This is a genomic window from Simkania negevensis Z, assembly GCF_000237205.1.
GTDB lineage: Bacteria > Chlamydiota > Chlamydiia > Chlamydiales > Simkaniaceae > Simkania > Simkania negevensis.
This window is the reverse complement of the sequence record NC_015713.1, coordinates 1,199,094-1,218,315: the sequence shown is the minus strand read 5'-3', so window position 1 is coordinate 1,218,315 and position 19,222 is coordinate 1,199,094. Positions and strand designations below refer to the sequence as shown.

15 protein-coding genes are annotated in these 19,222 nt (G+C 42.4%); 10 read left to right on the top strand and 5 right to left on the bottom strand.

The window, feature by feature from the left end; genetic code table 11:
- Positions 1-46: 46 nt before the first annotated feature.
- The 3 genes from SNE_RS06160 to SNE_RS06150 are packed head-to-tail and all read left to right on the top strand — an operon-like array spanning position 47 to position 5,324.
- Positions 47-766, top strand: a complete 720-nt coding sequence (locus SNE_RS06160) for a GIN domain-containing protein (RefSeq protein WP_013943512.1) — start codon at positions 47-49, stop codon at positions 764-766.
- On the top strand, positions 763-1,323 hold the full coding sequence (locus SNE_RS06155) for an NUDIX hydrolase (RefSeq protein ID WP_013943511.1): 561 nt from the start codon (positions 763-765) through the stop codon (positions 1,321-1,323). Before SNE_RS06160 ends, SNE_RS06155 begins: the two co-directional genes overlap by 4 nt.
- Entirely contained in the window at positions 1,320-5,324 is a 4,005-nt protein-coding gene (locus tag SNE_RS06150; RefSeq protein ID WP_013943510.1) for an AsmA family protein, read from the top strand. The genes SNE_RS06155 and SNE_RS06150 overlap by 4 nt, the downstream gene beginning before the upstream one ends.
- A 24-nt stretch (positions 5,325-5,348) precedes the next feature.
- Here SNE_RS06150 and SNE_RS06145 read toward each other — a convergent pair whose 3' ends face one another.
- Complete coding sequence (locus SNE_RS06145) at positions 5,349-6,404, bottom strand: class I fructose-bisphosphate aldolase (protein WP_013943509.1); 1,056 nt, start codon at positions 6,402-6,404, stop codon at positions 5,349-5,351.
- Positions 6,405-6,762: 358 nt separating this feature from the next.
- Here SNE_RS06145 and SNE_RS06140 point away from each other — a divergent pair, with 358 nt between their 5' ends.
- The 6 genes from SNE_RS06140 (at position 6,763) to SNE_RS06115 (ending at position 12,549) form a co-directional block, all read left to right on the top strand.
- On the top strand, positions 6,763-7,698 hold the full coding sequence (locus tag SNE_RS06140) for an ABC transporter permease (protein ID WP_013943507.1): 936 nt from the start codon (positions 6,763-6,765) through the stop codon (positions 7,696-7,698).
- Positions 7,695-8,600, top strand: coding sequence for an ABC transporter permease (locus SNE_RS06135; RefSeq protein WP_013943506.1), 906 nt, complete (start codon positions 7,695-7,697; stop codon positions 8,598-8,600). Before SNE_RS06140 ends, SNE_RS06135 begins: the two co-directional genes overlap by 4 nt.
- Positions 8,597-9,586, top strand: a complete 990-nt coding sequence (locus SNE_RS06130; RefSeq protein WP_013943505.1) for an ABC transporter ATP-binding protein — start codon at positions 8,597-8,599, stop codon at positions 9,584-9,586. The genes SNE_RS06135 and SNE_RS06130 overlap by 4 nt, the downstream gene beginning before the upstream one ends.
- The gene (locus SNE_RS06125; protein ID WP_013943504.1) at positions 9,579-10,532 is read left to right on the top strand and encodes an ABC transporter ATP-binding protein; all 954 of its coding nucleotides are present in this window, start codon (positions 9,579-9,581) and stop codon (positions 10,530-10,532) included. Before SNE_RS06130 ends, SNE_RS06125 begins: the two co-directional genes overlap by 8 nt.
- A 98-nt stretch (positions 10,533-10,630) precedes the next feature.
- Complete coding sequence (locus tag SNE_RS06120; RefSeq protein ID WP_013943503.1) at positions 10,631-12,031, top strand: hypothetical protein; 1,401 nt, start codon at positions 10,631-10,633, stop codon at positions 12,029-12,031.
- Positions 12,028-12,549, top strand: coding sequence for an NUDIX hydrolase (locus tag SNE_RS06115; protein ID WP_013943502.1), 522 nt, complete (start codon positions 12,028-12,030; stop codon positions 12,547-12,549). The genes SNE_RS06120 and SNE_RS06115 overlap by 4 nt, the downstream gene beginning before the upstream one ends.
- Before the next feature lie 30 nt (positions 12,550-12,579).
- Here the strand turns inward: SNE_RS06115 and SNE_RS06110 are convergent, their stop codons facing one another.
- Together SNE_RS06110 and ispH are read right to left on the bottom strand one after the other, a co-directional pair.
- On the bottom strand, positions 12,580-14,490 hold the full coding sequence (locus tag SNE_RS06110) for a universal stress protein (RefSeq protein ID WP_013943501.1): 1,911 nt from the start codon (positions 14,488-14,490) through the stop codon (positions 12,580-12,582).
- 100 nt (positions 14,491-14,590) lie between these two features.
- Positions 14,591-15,520 (bottom strand): 4-hydroxy-3-methylbut-2-enyl diphosphate reductase, encoded by a 930-nt coding sequence (ispH, locus tag SNE_RS06105; protein ID WP_013943500.1) that lies wholly within the window; start codon positions 15,518-15,520, stop codon positions 14,591-14,593.
- A gap of 137 nt (positions 15,521-15,657) precedes the next feature.
- Between ispH and SNE_RS06100 the strand changes: the two genes are divergently transcribed.
- A complete protein-coding gene (locus SNE_RS06100; protein WP_013943499.1) occupies positions 15,658-16,704 on the top strand; it encodes a hypothetical protein in 1,047 nt (348 codons plus the stop codon).
- Here SNE_RS06100 and SNE_RS06095 read toward each other — a convergent pair.
- Together SNE_RS06095 and SNE_RS06090 are read right to left on the bottom strand one after the other, a co-directional pair.
- Positions 16,701-17,168, bottom strand: a complete 468-nt coding sequence (locus SNE_RS06095) for a low molecular weight protein-tyrosine-phosphatase (protein WP_013943498.1) — start codon at positions 17,166-17,168, stop codon at positions 16,701-16,703. The genes SNE_RS06100 and SNE_RS06095 overlap by 4 nt on opposite strands.
- Positions 17,165-19,183, bottom strand: coding sequence for a bifunctional serine/threonine-protein kinase/formylglycine-generating enzyme family protein (locus SNE_RS06090; RefSeq protein WP_013943497.1), 2,019 nt, complete (start codon positions 19,181-19,183; stop codon positions 17,165-17,167). The genes SNE_RS06095 and SNE_RS06090 overlap by 4 nt, the downstream gene beginning before the upstream one ends.
- Positions 19,184-19,222 lie beyond the last annotated feature (39 nt).

Below are 19,222 nucleotides of genomic sequence, written 5' to 3'. Positions count from 1 at the left end.
GTAGAACAAACTTAGAGTGGGGAATTTAGAGAAAATGAGGTAATCTATGCGTCTTCTCATCTGCATGGCGCTCTTATTTGTGAGTGCAGTCTATGGTGTCGACAAGCCTTTTGAAATGAGCTATCCATATCTTCATACCTTTGATTACTTTGGGCCTGGAAAAATTGAGATTCAACAGGGAAAGGAAAACAAGTTCATTTTCAACGCTCCGAAGTGGCTTCAGGATAAATTTCACTTAAGTTATTCAGATGGAACCCTATCAATCTCTCCAAAGAAGTTTGCAGATTTGTCTGAAATTCCTGAAATACCTCATGTGATATTGATTGTCACAAACTTGCAAAAGCTTATTTTAGAAGGAGATAATTACGTTGATATCGACTTTTTGAAAGCAGATAACTTCATGGTGGATCTCAAAGTTAATGGTTCGACGGTGCTTGAAGGAACAGTAGAATGTGAGAGGTTTGCCATCTCAATAGTCGGAAGTTCTCAGGCAACAATCCGCGGAGGCGCGCGCTATCAGTCGATTATGATTAATGGCCCAGGCTTTTATGATGGAAAAGATTTTGAGACGATTGGCACAAACGTCCGTTTGACCGGACCTTGCGCATGCTTAGTGAATGCACAAGATGAGTTGTCAATTACAATTCAAGGATATGGTCATGTTCATTATTATGGATCACCGAAGATTCATAAAACAGTTAAAGGTGAAGGAGTTGTCTCCCCTCTGACGAAGGAGATCATTCAGCAGTATGAGGCAAAAAAGTGAGTCAAAAATCTGAAACGCGTGCTCGGTTAGAAAAAGAAGCTCATATCGAAAGGCAAAAGATTCACGAAGGGAGAATTATTACCCTTGCTCAAGATCAGATCCAATATGAGAATGGGCAAGAAAAGACCTTTGATATCGTTCTCCATCCAGGTGCTGTTGCTATGATTCCAATCAATGCCGAAGGGAAAATGATTTTGGTTAAGCAATGGCGCCGTGCTGCGCGTCAAATTCTTTTAGAGCTGCCCGCAGGAACTTTGGAGGCAGCAGAAGATCCTCTTGAATGTGCACAAAGGGAGCTTCAGGAGGAAATTGGGTTTGAAGCTCGAAGCATCACTTCTCTAGGAGGTTTTTTCACAGCGCCTGGATTTTGCAATGAGTACATTTACCTTTTCTTAGCGAAAGATTTACATCCCAATCCTCTTGTAGGTGATGATTCAGAAGAGATTGATACTGTGGCTTTGACTCTAGAAGAGGCAATGGAAATGATCGATCAAAACGAGATTGTCGATGCTAAAACCATTGCTGGGATTTACCGCTATAATGGAATAGTTTCATGAAAAAGATTCTCATCATTACTTTTGCAGCGCTTATCTGTTTTGTTGGACTTCTTGTGTTATTTCTCCCTTCGATGCTTTCTAGTCATGCGGGAAAAAACTTCCTCATTCATCGGATTCAGCAAGATGCGCAAGCTACAGTTCAAATCAGTGATGTTTCTTTAAGTTGGACAAGGCCTCAGAAAATAGAAGGGTTTCACTTTGAGAAAAAGGGAGATGTCGTTTTAAGTTTTGAATCTTTGACACTCGACATAACTTTTTGGAATCTCCTCTTTCGCCAAGGAAGTCTTGGGGACACGAAACTTGTCAAACCTGAGTTGATTTTAGCAACAAATCATGTTGCCTCCCCTCCTAAAATTTCAAACGGATCTTCAAAGAAAAAAAAACAAAAAAACCATCGCTCTTTTTGGAAAAATCTCAGTGGGCAAGTGACTCTCGAAGATGGTCTATTTGCTGTTCAAAAAGCGGGCAAGGATTTGATCCGCATCGATGATGTAGACTTCTTACTAGGGATGTCTTCGAAGACTTTTCCTTTAGCGGTGAAAGGTTCTGGGAAAACTATCTCGAAAGAGCGTTTGGGTAGCTTTCAAGTGAAAGGGGCCGTTGAAAGCAAAGTGGAAGTGATCGACCTTGAAAGTGCCGAAGCACTCCAGATCAGTGGAGAGGCCAATTTAAATAACTTCCCTGTAGCGACTCTCGATGCTCTTTCCTCTCTTATGGATCCCGAAATGCGGGGGATTTTTACTGATGCTTTTGGTGACACATTAAATCTCGACCTTCTATTTTCAAAAGCGGGAGAAGGGCAAAACTTTTCAGCGCAGCTTCGCTCACCTCTTATGGAGGGGTCATTATTTGGTAGCTATCAAAAAGGACTGATTCAACTCAGAGATACGCTTAAACTTAATTGGACCTTGAAGCCTCGTCTTTTGCAAGCTCTCGCGGCTAACTCCCCACTTGTTTTAATAGGTGATTGCCACACCGAAATTGAGGTTAGCCAGTTAAGCCTTCTCTTCAAAAATATGAAACTTTATCCACGCATAATGGCCATTGCTGGGCAAATCAAAATGCAGCAAGGAGCCTTTGCTCTTGCAAAAACGCGTGACTCACTTCTTCTTGATTCTTTGGACGTTTCTTTTAACACGACCAACTTAGGAGAGCTTTTTCACTCAGCACTCAACACTTCGTACCGCTTTAGTTCTTTTCCTCCATCAAAGGTGCAGGCGACTTCAAGTTTAAAGGAACTCTTTTCTCAAAAAGATTGGATCACCAAGTTTGCCTTGCTCGATCTAAGTGTGCGCAATATGCCAACGGCTCTTGTGGATCGCCTCACTTCCGAGGAAGAAAATTTGCAAAAATGGATCGGATCTAATTTTGATTTCTCATTAAAACGATTTGACCAAGAAGGAGAGAAACAATTCTTGATTAGCGGAAACTCTCCCCTTTTCAATCTCTCAAGTAGTCAGTTTACTTCAGAAAGTGCCCTCGTCTTAAAAAAGCCCACAAGTTTTACGTATCAAGTAACGCCTTCTGTTTTTACAAAGCTTGCCTATCCCATGATGATCAGTGGTGAGCTGCAAAATTTAACCCTCCCAATTGGTCGCTTCAAAGAGGCAGCCTTAAAGATGCAACTCACAGGTCAAGATGTCCAGTTTTCGAACTTTTTTGGCCTTGGTGCAATGCAGCTTCCTCAACTCGACTTGCAACTCAATGGAAAACTAGATCAGCAGTTAGAGTTTAAAGGGAAAACACGATTTGACTTTGCTGCGCAGACATGGGGACAAACTCTTTTTGGACAAGACGTTGCAGTGAATGCATCAGGCATTCTTCGAATGAAAAAAGAGTTGGAAATTTCTCCTATGCAAGTGACTTTTGATTCGTCTAAGTTCAAATCGACTGTTGAGGGATCCCTTGCTTCTGGAGCTTTTATTCTTAAAAATCCCGTAGACATTTCATTTTTGCTTCAGCTAAATGAGGTCAATTCAATTTTATCCAAACAGGAAAAGATTCCTCTTTTAGCAGAGAGCGCTACTGCAAACTTCCAAATTCAACCTGGCTCCTTTCCGATGAGAAGAGAAGCGGTCAAAGGCTTAGACCTCAAAATTGCTGGGAGTATCCCAACTCTTAAAATGGTGGAGAGAAAAACAAAAGCCTCTTTTTCTCTTGAAAATGTCATTTTGAATTATGACCTCAGCGGGAAAAGAGAAACGAGTCGATTGCAACTTGATGCTAAGGCTCTCTTGGAAAGCGTGTCGGCTGGGAGTCTTAAGTTTCTTGCAGTCGATAACAAAGGGAATTTCAATCCTTTAAAACATCCTTCCCAAACTCAACTGACATTAAACCGACTTTCTACTCAGATTGTCGATGCCTTTTTAAGTATGAATGCAACGCTTCCTCAGATGATTGGAGACTGGATAGACCTCAAATTTGATATCACCAAACAAGGAAAAAACGGCGAGTTCAATACCGAAGTCAAAAGTCCCTATCTCTCGCTAATTGGCTCGTTTCAAGCAGACGATAAATTCCGACTTAAAAATAACCGTAATCCTTTAATAATTGATTGGAACATTTCTGAAGAAGGCGTCCTTGCATTCAAAAGATGGAAAAATCCAACTCTTTCGACAAATCCAGCGCCATTTGTGATTAAAGATCGAGCCAGCCTCAAGTTTAACGTTTCAGCTTTGGAACTCCCTTTAACGTCAAATGGAGAACTATTTCCCAATGTCGATATGAATCTTTATCGCGCCATTTTTAATGCCGATTTACGCGTCGACTCTTTGGCATTAGAGCAGCAAAAAACAAAAGAAGTGACGCAACTGGATCGCTTTGATCTTTCAGTCGTTAAAGAAAACGCTCCTGGCCCTCTTTCTTTTAAAATGCAGGGAAATGTGAGTCCTGAAGGAAGCAGGCAAAGTGGACAAATTCGAGGTGAGGGAAGCTTGGATGACTTTCTCACACCTCAAGGAACTGTTGATTTAGAAGATATCACAGCTTCGATTCATGCGCAGATACAACACCTCCCAACTGTTTTTCTCGATGCCATATCAAACATTAAAGATCCTTCAGGAATTCCCCCTTCTGCTGTCCTTGGGGATATTGTGAATGCCTCATTTGATGCAGGGCTCATCAAAGAAAATGGGAAACTTTCCTTTGATGTTGATGGGACGAATTGTCGCGCAAAAATGAATGGAACAGTTGCAAATGGATATCTCTATCTCAATGAGCCTCTTCAAGCAGCAATGACGATTTCTCCAAAGATGAATGAAATTTTATCTAGAAGCGCGAAAATAGTGGTAGCGTCTCTCAAAAACCCCATTGCTCTTTTCGTCAGCGAAAAAGGGTTTTCTGTTCCTATTAAAGATTTAGCTCTCAGATCGAGTAATCTCTCCTATGGAATGATCGACTTTGGTCAGATCACTTGCCGCAACACCGGAAGTGCTTCCGACATCAGTGGGATCTTCAAAATGGAAGGAAACCAAAACCTTATTTCTCTTTGGTTTGCTCCGATGGAATTTAGTATCAAGAGCGGTCTCATGCATGTTGATCGGACGGAAATTCTCTACAACCGCGCCTACCAAGTTGCCTTATGGGGTGATATCAACTTTGTCCGTCGCTATGTCGATATGATTCTCGGACTAACTGCCCAAAGTTTAAGAGCAGCCTTAGGAATTAGCGGACTCGATTCAAACTATGTGCTTCAAGTTCCAGTGAAAGGGCCGTTTGGGAATGTCCAAGTAGACAAGGGAACAGCAACAAGTAGAATTGCTCTTCTCATTGCCCGTAAACAGGTAGCCCCAAAAGCGGGTGTTTGGGGACAAGTCTTCGGTGCCATTGGCGGCATGGCCGATGATCAATCAGATGTCCCCCCGCCTAAGCCACCATTTCCATGGCAAAACATCTTGAATCTCCAAGAAAAAACCACTTCAGAGAAAGACCTCAAAGACCTTTATAAGAAAAAGGCTAAAGCCTACCAAAAAGAAGTAAAGAAGTACTTAAAACCCAAATGAAAGAAATTTTAAATCCGTACGGATTTAAGCAATTGTGACTTCTTTGCAGCTGTAAACATCTTGAATAGCATGCAAGATTTCTACACCCTCTTTCATCGGTTTTTGGAATGCCTTGCGCCCAGATATGAGACCAAGACCTCCTGCACGCTTATTGACAACAGCAGTCATCACTGCTTGCTGCAAGTCGTTTTCGCCTGAAGCACCACCAGAATTGATCAGGCCAATTCGTCCCATGAAACTATTTGCGACTTGGTAACGAGTCAAATCAATCGGATGATCTGAGCAAAGCTCGGTGTACATCTTTTCAGTCTGCTTTCCAAATTTAAGGGTTTTGAAGCCCCCATTACATTCGGGAAGCTTTTGCTTCACAATATCGGCTTGAATGGTTGAGCCTAAGTGATTGGCTTGACCAGTGAGGTCTGCAGCTGTGTGAAAGTCTTGATTGCTTGTTTTAAAGGCATTGTTACGTAAGTAACACCATAGGATTGTCACTAGTCCCATTTGATGGGCCACTTCAAAGGCATGAGACACTTCGATAATTTGGCGACGGCTTTCTGGCGATCCAAAGTAAATTGTTGCTCCAACCCCACGACAACCCATGTCATAGGCCTGCTTGATTGATCCAAAAACAACCTGATCGTAAGTATTAGGGTAAGATAGGAGTTCGTTATGGTTAAATTTTAGAATAAAGGGAATCTTATGAGCATATTTGCGCGACACACTTCCAAGGACTCCCAGAGTGGTAGCAACAGCGTTGCACCCCCCTTCAATGGCAAGCTTGACGATGTTTTCGGGATCAAAGTATGCGGGATTTGGTGCAAAGGAAGCGCCTGCTGTGTGCTCAATTCCTTGATCTACAGGGAGTATCGAAACATACCCTGTTCCTCCGATGCGTCCATGGTTAATGATTTCTTGCATATTTTGCATGACCCGAATGTGCCTATCTGACTGAGTAAAAATCCGATCCACCCAATCCGGACCTGGGATGTGGAGTTGATCTTTAGAAATGGTTTGACACTTGTGGTTAAGTAAGTGCTGGGCTTGGTCTCCTAAAATTTTCTGAATCTTGCTATAGCTCATGAGATCTTTCCTCTAGTCATAATTTTAAACTCCATTATCACATTTTTTTCTAAAAAATCAATGTCAGTACTCAATAACAGAAAATTTACCCTTGTCTTATGAACAATGTGTTTGATTTTAGGAGAGAAAAATTCAGGGAGAATCTGAATCAAATTATACTCAAACATCTTCAAAAATTGGTTTTGAAGATGTTTGAGTATAGCTGGAAAGAATGAAAAAAAACTGAGAATGAGTAAAAGAAACCCAAAACTTAGGTTAATGGTATAAAGTGCTCTTTGACAAAATATCTATTTCACCTTAAATTCTTAGGCATTAAGAGTGCATTTTTATTATTAGAGGAAAGAAGTTTCGAGCCTTCATGACATCTAGATTTATCATCCGCAAGGTATTTCTTCTTGCTTTATCCTTATTTTTAGTGGCTTCCTTCACCTTTTTTTTGATGCAAGCTGCCCCTGGGGATCCCTTTCTTCAAGAGCAGGCAATCCCTGAAGAAATCATGAAAAGTATGTATAAGCACTATGGACTCGATCAGCCTTGGTATGTCCAATATGTGCGCTATCTCAAAGGGCTCGTCACATGGAACCTTGGACCTTCCTTCAAATACGAGGGACGGACTGTGAATGACATCATTCAGGAAGGATTTCCTGTCTCGTTTATTTTGGGATTAGAAGCTATTTTTATCAGCATTTTTACAGGAATGCTACTCGGAACACTTGCAGCAATTCGACGGGGACGTTGGCAAGACCATCTCTGTATGATCTTGGCGGTGGTTGGGATTTCTGTTCCTAACTTTATTATGGCAACCTTCCTTCAATTCATTTTTTCTATGAAGCTCGATATTCTCCCAGTTGCTCGATGGGGGTCTTTTGCCCACTCGATTCTCCCTGCTCTCTCTTTGGCTGCATTGCCAACAGCCTTTATTGCCCGCTTAACCCGTGCCAACATGGTTGAAGTTTTAGAGCAAGATTATGTCCAGACTGCCCGTTCCAAAGGGCTTTCTGAAATGGGTGTTGTCTTCAAACACGTTTTAAAAAATAGTTTACTACCCGTGATTACCTATATTGGCCCTTTAACGAGTGCCATTATCACGGGCAGCTTTATTGTAGAACGGATCTTTGGAATTCCGGGTTTAGGAGGGTGGTTTGTAACGAGCATCACGAATCGGGATTACACTGTGATCATGGGCGTCACCATCTTTTATAGTGCACTTTTGATGATAAGCGTTTTTATCGTCGATATTCTCTATAAGGTCATTGATCCTAGGATTCAGATCGATCAAAGGAGAATTTCTTGAAAGAAGCAGAAATCATAGCATCTCCTTCTCTTCTCGTAGAAGAACTCCCTTACCAAGAAAGTGTTTCTTACTGGCGTGATGCCTGGCGCCGTCTGTGTCAAAATAAACCTGCTATGGTAGGACTTTGCCTTCTGACTGTTTTGATTCTTGGAGCTATTTTCATTCCCTATTTGAGCTCACATACCTATTACGAAACCCACCTCCATTTAAAAAACAAAGCTCCTTGTAGTGATTTTTGGTTTGGGAGTGATGAACTCGGTCGCGACCTGTTCACTCGGATTTGGTGGGGTGCTCGCATCTCTCTTTTTGTAGGGATCATCGCCGCGATCATCGATATGTTTATTGGGGTGTTTTATGGAGCCATTGCTGGAATGATTGGAGGAAAGACCGAAGATCTCATGATGCGCCTATCGGATGTTCTCTACTCTCTTCCTCACCTTCTCATTGTCATTCTTTTGATGGTTATCATGAAGCCTGGCGTCTTCACGATTATCATTGCTCTAACTTTGACTGGCTGGATCAACATGGCCCGTATCGTTCGAGGGCAAATTCTGCAAATTAAGCAAAATGATTATGTCATGGCTGCCCACATGCTTGGAGCCAAGCGGCGCCGTATTCTCATGCGTCATTTAATTCCAAATTCGATTGGAACGATCATCACGACCATGACCCTGACAATTCCTGCAGCGATTTTTTCTGAAGCTTTTTTGAGCTTTCTTGGACTTGGGGTTCAAGCACCGATTGCAAGTTGGGGGACCATGGCAAGTGATGGCCTTTCAGCCCTCCGTTATTACCCTTGGCGTCTGTTCTTTCCCGCATGCTTTATTAGTGTTACCATGCTTGCCTTTAACATGGTTGGAGATGGAGTGCGTGATGCCTTTGATCCGAGGTTGCGCAAATGAATACGCTTCTCAAGGTTAAAGATCTTCACACGACTCTTTCCTCTCGAAGCCAAAAAATACGTGCGGTTCGCGGGGTTTCATTCGAACTCAAACCTGGTGAAACACTTGGAATTGTTGGCGAGTCTGGCTGTGGAAAATCAATCATGGCAAAATCCATCACGGGTTTACTTCCAAGACTCACGGCAACGATTGACTCGGGAGAGATTCTCTATAAGAATCAAGATCTTCTTCAATTGTCTGAGAAAAAAATGCGCTCTATTCGGGGAAAAGAGATCAGCATGATCTTTCAAGACCCGATGACTTCTCTCAATCCTACTATGAAAATAGGAAGGCAAATTGGTGAGGGATACCGTCTCCACCATCCTAAAGCGACACAAGAAGAAGTCTACACGCGTGTTATTGAACTTCTGAAACAAGTGGGGATACCTCAAGCAGAAGCGCGCTACAATCAATATCCCCACGAATTGAACGGTGGAATGAGGCAAAGGGTCATGATTGCCATTGCCATGATCGCAAAACCACATATTCTCATTGCTGACGAACCGACAACCGCCCTAGATGTGACGATTCAAGCCCAAATCCTCGAACTGCTTAAATCGATTCAGAAAAAAGAAAAGATGAGCATTATCTTGATCACTCATGACTTTAGCATTGTTTCTAACTTTTGTGATCGTGTTCTCGTCATGTATGCTGGAGAAATCATCGAGCAGGCGACAGTCGATCAACTGTTTAAATCGCCTAAGCATCCGTATACACGTCGCCTTTTGCATTCGATTCCAAGGCTTGACACTCCAATGGGAAAGTCTCTTTACTCGATTCATGGGTCTCCACCCGACCTCGCTCTTATTTCACCTGGATGTAGCTTTGCCAAGCGCTGTCCCCACGCTGAGACCCGTTGTCAAACTCAAAAGCCCACTTGTTTTCACATAGAAGAAGGGCACTGCGCAAGCTGTTGGCTCTATGCAGAAGGAGAGAAAGATGTCTGAAACTCCCCTCATTGAAATCCGAAATCTTGTAAAAACTTTTCGTGTGAAAGGACAGCTTTTACGGGCAGTTGATGACGTTTCCCTTAAAATCTTCCCGCAAGAAACTTTAGGTCTTGTTGGAGAATCAGGTTGTGGGAAAACGGCACTTGCCCGCGTTCTCATGCGCCTTTATGAAGCCACAGGAGGAGAAATCCTGTTTGAAGGAAAGAGTTTCGTCAAATACTCTCCTAGACAGATCCGAGAACTGCGGCAGGAAATGCAGTACATTTTTCAAGATCCTTATGCTTCACTCAATCCTCGAATGACAGCTGGAGAAATCATCGCTGAACCGCTCAACATCTACCGAGTGGGAACGCGCGCTCAGCGTGAACAACGAGTAAGAGAACTTCTTGATCTCGTCGGTCTTCGCGCAGAAAGCCTTTCTCGTTTTCCTCATGAATTTAGTGGTGGACAACGTCAAAGAATTGGCATTGCCCGCGCGCTTGCGCTGAATCCTCGTTTTATCGTTTGTGACGAACCTATTGCTGCTCTTGATGTCTCTATTCAAGCGCAAATTATCAACTTGCTAAAGCAGCTTCAAGAAGACATGGGACTGACCTATCTTTTCATTTCGCATGATTTAGCTCTTGTCAAATACCTTTCAACTCGAGTAGCTGTGATGTATCTTGGGAAACTCATGGAACTTGCTCCAAGTACTGAGCTCTACGAAACTCCCCTTCATCCCTATACGCAGGCACTTCTCAGTGCCATCCCGATTCCCGATCCTGAGGTGGAGCGGAAACGTTCTCGCATTTTTCTCACAGGAGATGTACCTAGCCCTATTAACCCTCCTAAAGGGTGCGTTTTTTGCACCCGTTGTCCAAAAGCAAAGCCTATTTGTCACGATAAACCTCCTGAGTGGAAAGAGGTTTCACCTGGCCACAAAGTCGCCTGTCATTTTCTTTAAACTTATACTCGTGATACTTAAATATTAAAATATTTAATATTTTGACTTTAAAGCATTTGCTTAGTATCCTCTTTTCGGAATTATGTTGAAGGAAAGCAATGGAGATTCAAAAATCAATTTTAACTGTTACAGGTTATTTGCAAGCTCCTTTTGAGGTCTTGTGTGCTGAGCTCTTTGAGTCGTATACGCCAGGAAACTACACTCAATTTTTTTTAAAAGTGCTAAATTTAGCACTTGCAATCATTTGGTGTCCTGCTTTTGGGACAACCTATTTGCTTGGTAGAGCCATAGAATGGCTTGTTGCCCTAACAGTTGAAGAAGGGCCGATACGTGAGGAAGCGCCTTCGAGCGCTATCAAAGCCCATGCTGAAAATTTCACTAAGATTCAAGAAACGACAAATGCTCTTTTAAAATCTCGTGCCTCTCACAAAGAGGGTTCTATAGCACTTCCAAAAAAAGAAGTCTTAGAAGTGATGAAAGAGGCTTATCTAAAGCGTTATCAAGTTGAAGAACTTCCACCCGGTGTCAAAGTTCTCAAAGCAGGGAATCATTTTTGTTTTTTTTACGATAAGACTCCTGATGTTATATATAAAACTTCAGATTTCAATCTTTCTCGATCTCAAGCAGAAGAGTATGTGGACCAAGCTGACCGTGCAAGAGCACTTTGTCAAAAATTGAATCTTTTCTTACTTTTTGTTCCTAAGTCATGTGCAGTGATGCTGTCTGATAATGAGTACATCATTGTTCAAGAAAAAGCCAATACAGATGCCCATTTTTACAATCAGCGCGGTATCTTTCGTAGACTTCTCCAATCTCCTGAATCGAAAGAATATGTAAAAGAGGTCCACCGTCAACTTGCCATCTTTATTGCAAAATTCAAGTTTTCGGATGTGAAATACAACAATTATCCTATTACTGATGAGGGATATGTTGCTTTATTTGATTTAGATGAAAAAGGAGCTGTTAAAGGCTTTTTATCAGGATGTGCAGACGCAGAAGATGGCCTTCTCAGTGATCTTCCAGCAGAGATGCAACGAGAAGTTGTTGATGCAGCAAAACCCTATCTAGTACCTTTTGAAATCAAAGAAATTGAAGAGAGCATGGAAGCGAAAAAGGCTTTGTCTGCAAAGCGTTGGAAAAAAGTCCATGACTACTATCAGTACGCGCAAAAGCAAGAAATCAAGACTCCAGAGCAAAAGCTTTCGATTAAAGCAGAGCAGCTGCTCGATCTCTCAGCTGCAGAAAGAAGCTTAGCGTTGGCATTAATCGAAAGGATCAATGAAAACAACGCGGAGCATAAAAATTGGGTTTCACTTCGAACGGCCCGTATGAACTTTATTTGTACTTACTCTGGAAGTATCTATAAAGATCACTCTCTTTTTTTTCGATCGGACATGCCCCAAGCTCTCAAACGTGTCGCAAAGCATTTGAAGAAAATTGGAGCCATTTTTTCTTATAAATTGACCGATCAAGATCTATATTTGAAGGTACAGAGTTGACTTTGCCAATTCGTTACAGTATCCGTATTCTTCTCTTGAATCAAGCGAATGAGCTTTTGCTCATGTGCGCTAATGATCCCAAGACGACTACCGTTGATGGAAAATCTTCTGGAAAATATTGGTTTACCATTGGGGGTGAAATCGAAAAGGGTGAGTCCCTCGAAGAAGCAGCCAAACGGGAGCTCTTTGAAGAAACGGGGCTTAGCCCTGAAGCAGTCACCTTTGGTCCTATTGTTTGGCATGGTGACTTCCATTTAATTCTCTATGGAAAAAAAACTCATCTGAAGCAAAAATTCATTGTAGCACGCACAAAAGAAACGACCGTTACATTGAATCACTTGACAGAGGAAGAAAAGTCGATCATTCAAGAACTCGAGTGGTTTTCTTTAGACAAGATGCGTCAAAGTCAAGATGTCATTTACCCCATTGATTTACCCGATTATCTTCCTGAAATCATCGCAGGAAACTATCCTACTGAATCTCTCGAAATCGATCTTGCTAAAGAACCTGAGCTCTAGATTTCTTTCACTCGTTCTCAGAAAGAATTCTTACGCTGAAGTTGTAGGGACCGTCTTCTTGAAAGGAGAATGAGGCGCAGAAAAGCAAAGCCAGACTGGGCAAGTGGCATTCTTCAAGATTCTTTCTACGACTCCCCCATATCCTTTTGCAGTGCCTCCTTTTGTCATGGTTGTTCCCATGACGAGAAGATCGTAGTGCTCTTTCTCGACAAGATCTGTGATCGCGACATCTACAGCACGTGCATTGATCACCTTGAGATCCATCCGAATGTTAAACTCTCGACCAATAGCCTCAGCCCGTTTTAGAATCGATTCAGCTACAATCGTCCGATGATAAAGAGGGGTTTCTAGTGGCAAAGAGAAAGGAACTTCAATCACATGAAGGGCTGTGACTTTTGCTCCATGAATTTTTGCGATTTCACAAGCCATTTGTACTGTTTCAGTTTCTCGTCCTCCTCGTGTGGGAACTAAGATGTTTTGATACTTGCTTGCTTGGTAATCGGGAATTTTGATTTTTTCGACTTCAACTGTTCCCATGGCGCTTAAATCTTGTTTCTTTCGGTAGAAGAAGTACATGAGTAAGCCAATGGTCAACCATGCGATCCCTAAGTAACGGCCATCAGGTTTAGTGATGACAACGAGAATCCACGTTGCAAAAGTCGCTATCCCACCTAAGATTCCAGTAATGGGAAGGTCAAATTTTTTAAATCGGATATTAAATGGAGCGCGGAAAGGACGTTTGTCTTCAGGTTTGCGAATCCGCAAGATCACAAGAGAGAGATGAGTCATGAAGAAAGCTAACATCGCACCAAAGTTGTAAAGGTCTGCCAAGAATGTCAATCGGCCGCGACTTGCAATGACGATGCAAATGGCTAAAACTGCAAAAATCGCCAGGGATACATAAGGCGATTTATAGCGCGGATGAAGGCGATAGACATACCGTGGAACCTGGTAATGCTCTCCCATATTAAACGAAAGGCGTGAAGCTCCAATAAGCCCAGCATTTGAAGCGACATATAAGATAATTGCAGCAAGCAAGCCAACCCAGCCTCCCAAAAGTTTGCTTCCAAAAGGAAGCACACTTACAATTCCAGCAATCGGATCTTCGAGATAATCTGTACTGAGAACTTGAGGGTTAACAGCTGAGAGAGCCACTAATGAAATCCCTATGTAGACAACAAGAAGCATTCCCATAGCAAGCATCATCGCTTTTGGAACTGTTTTAGCTGGTGATTTAGCTTCTCCACTGAGTTGAGCCATCGACTCGATTCCCGTGTAGGCGACCATCGCCATGGCAGTTCCTTTCCAAAAGCCATCCCATGACGGTGACCAGATGGGATCTTGTACTCCAATACGAAGGTGCTCGAAGAGGTCGGGAATTTTCACGAGCCATATTGCTCCAATGACAATGATAATCAGCTGAGTACAGAGGGTCAGCGTAGTCAAAAACCAACTCATCCGAGCAGACCCTTTCGATCCCCTATAATTGATGATGAAGAGGGAGATGATGATTAAAACTGTGAGTCCAATTTTATATGCGGGTTCCTTCAAAGGACCAAAAAAAAATGAGAGATAAGGGCCAATGGAGTAGGAAGAAATCGCAATGGTTACGATAAAGTCAAGAAGTAGAGCCCAGCCCGCAATAAATGAAATCAAATCATTAAAAGCATACCGAGCATAGGTCGCAGATCCCCCCGTATCTTTTAACATGGATGAAAGTTCTGCATAGGATAAAGCTGTACATGCAAAAACTAGCCCTGCGAGAGCAAGTGAAATCGGAGCTGCTCCTAACGAGAACATCGCAGTGATCCCAAGGGCATAGTAAATCGACGATCCTAGATCCCCATAGCCAACTGCAAAAAGATCACCTACATTGAGGACCCGTTTAAACGAACCCTTATCAATTTGAGTGCGTGATTCTCTAGTTTTTTTACTATCCATCTACATTTTTATCCAGCATAACCCTTTATGACGACCTATGAACGTCCCTAAATTGTCAAATGGGTTTTAAAATCAGATATGCGTATTAGATTAATAAAAATCAAGAAACACTAAGTACTTCTTTTGGAAGTTGGAAGAAAACGTTTTCTTCGGTGTATTCGACTTCTTCTGTTTCAGTCACGCCTAACGAATAGAGATGCTCAATGCATTTTTGCACAACTGATTCAGGAGTTGAAGCGCCTGCAGTCAGTCCAATTGCAGAGACTCCTACTAACCAACTCGGATCGATTTCTTCTGGAGAGTTGATCAAATGACCCGGAATTCCCCGGATCCGAGCAACTTCACATAAACGATTGGAATTGGAACTTGTAGGATCACCAACAACGAGAACGATGTCAACAGTATTGGTGATTTCTCGTAAGGCAAGTTGTCGGTTTGTTGTAGCATAGCAAATCGATGAACTTGGAAGTGTTTCGACATGAGGATATTTTTTTGCGAGAGCTTCTGTGATTTCTTTGACATCATCTAAACTCAAAGTAGTTTGCGTTACGTAGAAGAGTTTTTGGTCCGGCGGAAAATCAAGTTTTTCGACATCGTCGACCGATTCAATCACTGTCGTTTGATCAGGAGCCTCTCCAGCTGTTCCAATCACCTCAACGTGCTTACGGTGGCCGATGAGGAGAATTTGGTATCCTTTTTCAGCAAACCGTTTGGCAGCGGAATGGACTCGGATGACAAGACCACATGAAGCATCGATTTCGATCAGTTTGCGCCGTTTTGCATGTTCTCTTACTGCAGGAGAAATCCCATGAGCAGAATAAATGATTCGCTCTCCTTCGGGCACTTCGTCGAGATCCTCGATAAAAATCGCCCCTTTTTTTTCTAAATCTTCGACCACATGTCGATTGTGAACAATTTGGTGTTTCACGTAAATAGGAGCGCCCCATAGTTCAAGTGCTTTTTCAACAGTTTCAATTGCGCGAACAACACCTGCGCAAAAACCCCTAGGTTTAGATAAGAGTAGCTTCATAAGCAAATTCCTGTATTCAAAGAGTAATTATATTTTCTTCTTCAATAACCTACAAGACTTTGCATAAAAATTACGCTCGAAAAAAAAGATACACTGTAAGAAAATATTTTCTTTAACCTAGTAGGTAAGAGGTTTTTATGAGTAAAACACTAGTATTAGACCCTCAAACTACATGTCAATTTCGCAACGGTGAATATTTGGCATGTCAGCTTGAAGGGAATCCTTTTAATTTAACTGCCTTTGCAGAAAAAACAAAAACTTTTGCTCGGCCACTTTTGTGTGACACAGACCCTAATTTTGCTGCGCAACATGCCGGCGGAGTTTGCCAATTTAGAGCCACCAATGGAACGATCAGTTGTGGTTGCCCTGAACTCGATAACCCAAAGCTGAAAAGTGCCTATAATCGCTCAGTGAAGGATTTTGTTTTAGGTCTTGCTCAAAAGCAAACGACGATAACACTAACTTTTTTTGCTTCTGGAGGCCTTCGAAATGAATGCGATCTCATTTCTGAGATCTTAAATGAGTTAGAAAGACAAAAATGGGGTGGAGAACTCAATATCCAATTTGTTGACCCTGCTTACACTGTTAATAAAACTCATGAAGTGAAAAATGGATCGAGTGAATTACAAATCAATTGGGGTTATGCAGCAGGTGCAAGTGCTGCTATGGTTGTGGGCCTTGGGTGCATTTGGGCCGGGACAAAGCAAAAAGAACAAAAACAACGTACCTATTGTTACATCGTGGGAGTTATGTCCTTGATAATTGCTTTAGGGTTATGTACCCAGGTTGCATCAAGAGAATCCAAAAAACACAATGTTGAAGTCTTAAAAATTCAAGAACCTTATATCAAGGCAATTCAAGGAACAATGAGGACCCTGCAGCAAAATTTACCATTTGGAATCAGGATGAATATAGAATACTTTCCTAATGCTCAGGTCTGCTTGAGAGATGGAAGAAATACGGATGGACTCTTTGGCTATGATATTGGTGGCAGAGATGAAAAAACAGGTAGAGAAAGTATCGAAGACTACCGTGATTTAATGGGATCAATGCTTGAGCCGAGTGGATCTGCGATTCTTGTTGGAAAAGAAGCTCGAACTCCTCATGAAATGGGAACTCCGTTTTTTGAAAGAGCTGTAGGACCTAATGGAAGAATGCGCCGTCTGGACTGGACTCGCATTTAAGCTTGAATAAACTGTTTGAAGATGCCTACACAGGCATCTTCAATGATTTCCCAAATCTTTTCGAACCCTTTGGCACCTAAATAATAGGGATCTGGGATATCCATCCCTTTATAGTTTTGGCTAAACGCTGTTGCGAGATGAATTTTTGCTTGTTCCTCAGGAGTGTGAGCAAGGGACCGCAAGTGGGAAACAATCTCTTCGGTCACTCCAAAAATGGCTTGAAATGAGTCAAAAAAGGCCGGTTCGAACATCTTTGCCTGATGATTAAAGATAATCCCCTTTTCTTTTGCAACACGTTGCATGCGTGCATCTGGTGGACTCCCTAAAAAACTTGAATGGAGGCCGCAGCTATCGATGTAGACTTGATCACTGATCCCTTTTTGGAGGGCTAGATAATTCATGTAGCCCATCAAGGCTGGCGAGCGACAAATGTTCCCTAAGCAAACGAAAAGAAGGGCGATCACGATTCGTCAACATCTGCGGCACAGCGGAACCCATAAGTGCGGTTCACAATGCCTGGGTTATTTCGGTTACGATGAGAGCATCGGAGGTCTTCTTTCAGACTTTTCCAGCATCCTCCTCGGAGGACACGGAAAACACCTTGGAGTGGTCCTTGAGGATTTTCTGGTTCTTGCTGTGACACTTCGTAGTAGTTATAGTCGTACCAGTCTTGGCACCATTCGTAAATGTTACCAGCCATATCATAAAGGCCATACTCATTTGGTGGGTAACTTTTGACGGTAACTGTATCTGAGCTAAAGAAGTTTGCTTGTGTCCGCTCAATGGTTGCACCCGTTGGGTAGATATTCTCTTCGTTCCCACATGAAGCTGCAATTTCCCATTCAGCTTCTGTTGGAAGTCTCTTTCCAATCCATTTGGCATAGGCAATCGCTCCATACCACGTGACACCTATGACCGGATGTTTGGCGTAACCCGATTCAATCACGAGCTTTCCGCTATGTCTTTTGATGCGCGATTCTTTGAGTTGAATGATGTCTTGATTGTTGGCGTCTTTCTCTCCACCCATGACTTCTAAGAAACGGACAAACTGTTCGTTTGTGACGGCATGGATATCCATAGCAAAGCTACTAATTTCGATCTTATGGCGAGGTCTTTCATCGCGTCCCCCTTGGTTAGAGCCACGTTCAAACTTTCCCCCTTTAATGATGACCATTTCACTTAAAAGAGGCTCAATGTCTTTGACTTCATTTTGTTTAGGAACATAACGGGCAACAGTCGATTCGATGTGAAACGCTGCAGCAGGATCAGGATCGTATTCAGGACGGTTGATTTCACCTGGATTAAGAAGAGGTTTTGGTTTTGCTGTTCGCAGAGTGTTAGAAATCTCGTGCAGCATTTGCGATTGTTTTTTAGTAATTTCAGGCTTAGGATCCTCGACTGCGACTTGCGTTGCTTCTTTGATTTTTTCTAGCTGTGCCATGGTTTCAGCATCAGAGCTTCTTTGAACAGGTTCGTGTGTTGGTTCATCATCCCAGTTCAAGACAGCGTCTTCATCCCTTTCAATAGGGTGTTTTTCAAAGCTGCGATGAGGGCGGATGAGCTCTTCTAAAATGGCAGGAAGCGAAGAAGGTCGTTTGCTTGGATCGGGCTTGAGACACTCTCGAATCAGGTAATCCCAATCTAACCTAAAGTCAGGATAGACTTCTGAAGGGAGAGGAAATCGGCCTTCAGGAAAGTTGTGCATAAGTAAGAAATAAGCAAGAACACCAAAAGCATAGATATCAGCTTGAGGGCCAACTGGTTTTTCTCGATAAATTTTTTGCTCAGGCGCAAGAAAGTGGTACGTTTGTAAAAATGACGCGTGCAATTTTGAGAGTTTACTGGAGTCAAAAGGACCTGTCAGATAGGTCTCTTCTCCGGATTTCAATGCACTTGTCTTGGTCAAATCAAGAGAAAGAACATCGGCGAGGGTTTTATAAAGACGGGTCAAGATCGCTCCTTCTCCAACAATGTGAGAAAGGCCAAAATCAGAGAGGTAAACATGCAACCCTCTTTCCCCTTTTCCAATTAAAATATTATTGAGTTTAATCCCTCGGTGCGCAAGAGGTGTTCCACTGAGTTGCTTTTGATGGGCATAGTGCAAAGCAGATGCAACTTGTGACAAAAGCTCGAGAATCTCGTTTTCGTTCAAAGATTGTTTATTGACTCCGAGGTATTGAGTAAGATTTGTCGTTTCTCCAAAGCAATCGACAATGCAATTGGTGACGAGGAAGTAATACCCTTCGGCAAATGAAACATTATGAACTTTTACGATATGAGAATGGTCGAGAGTTGCGAGTGTTCCGACTTCCCTTTCAAATCGTTGAATAAAGTTGCGGTCATTAGCTAACTCTTCTGGCAGGACTTTGAGAACAAACTGTTTCTTCACAAAACGGTGTTCGGCCAAATAGACAGAGCCTAGAGTCCCCTGTCCTATTTGCTTGATGATTGCGTAATCTCCTAGGGTATTTTTATCCATTACCTTACTCTTGCGTCATTAAAGTTTGTCGAAAAGCTT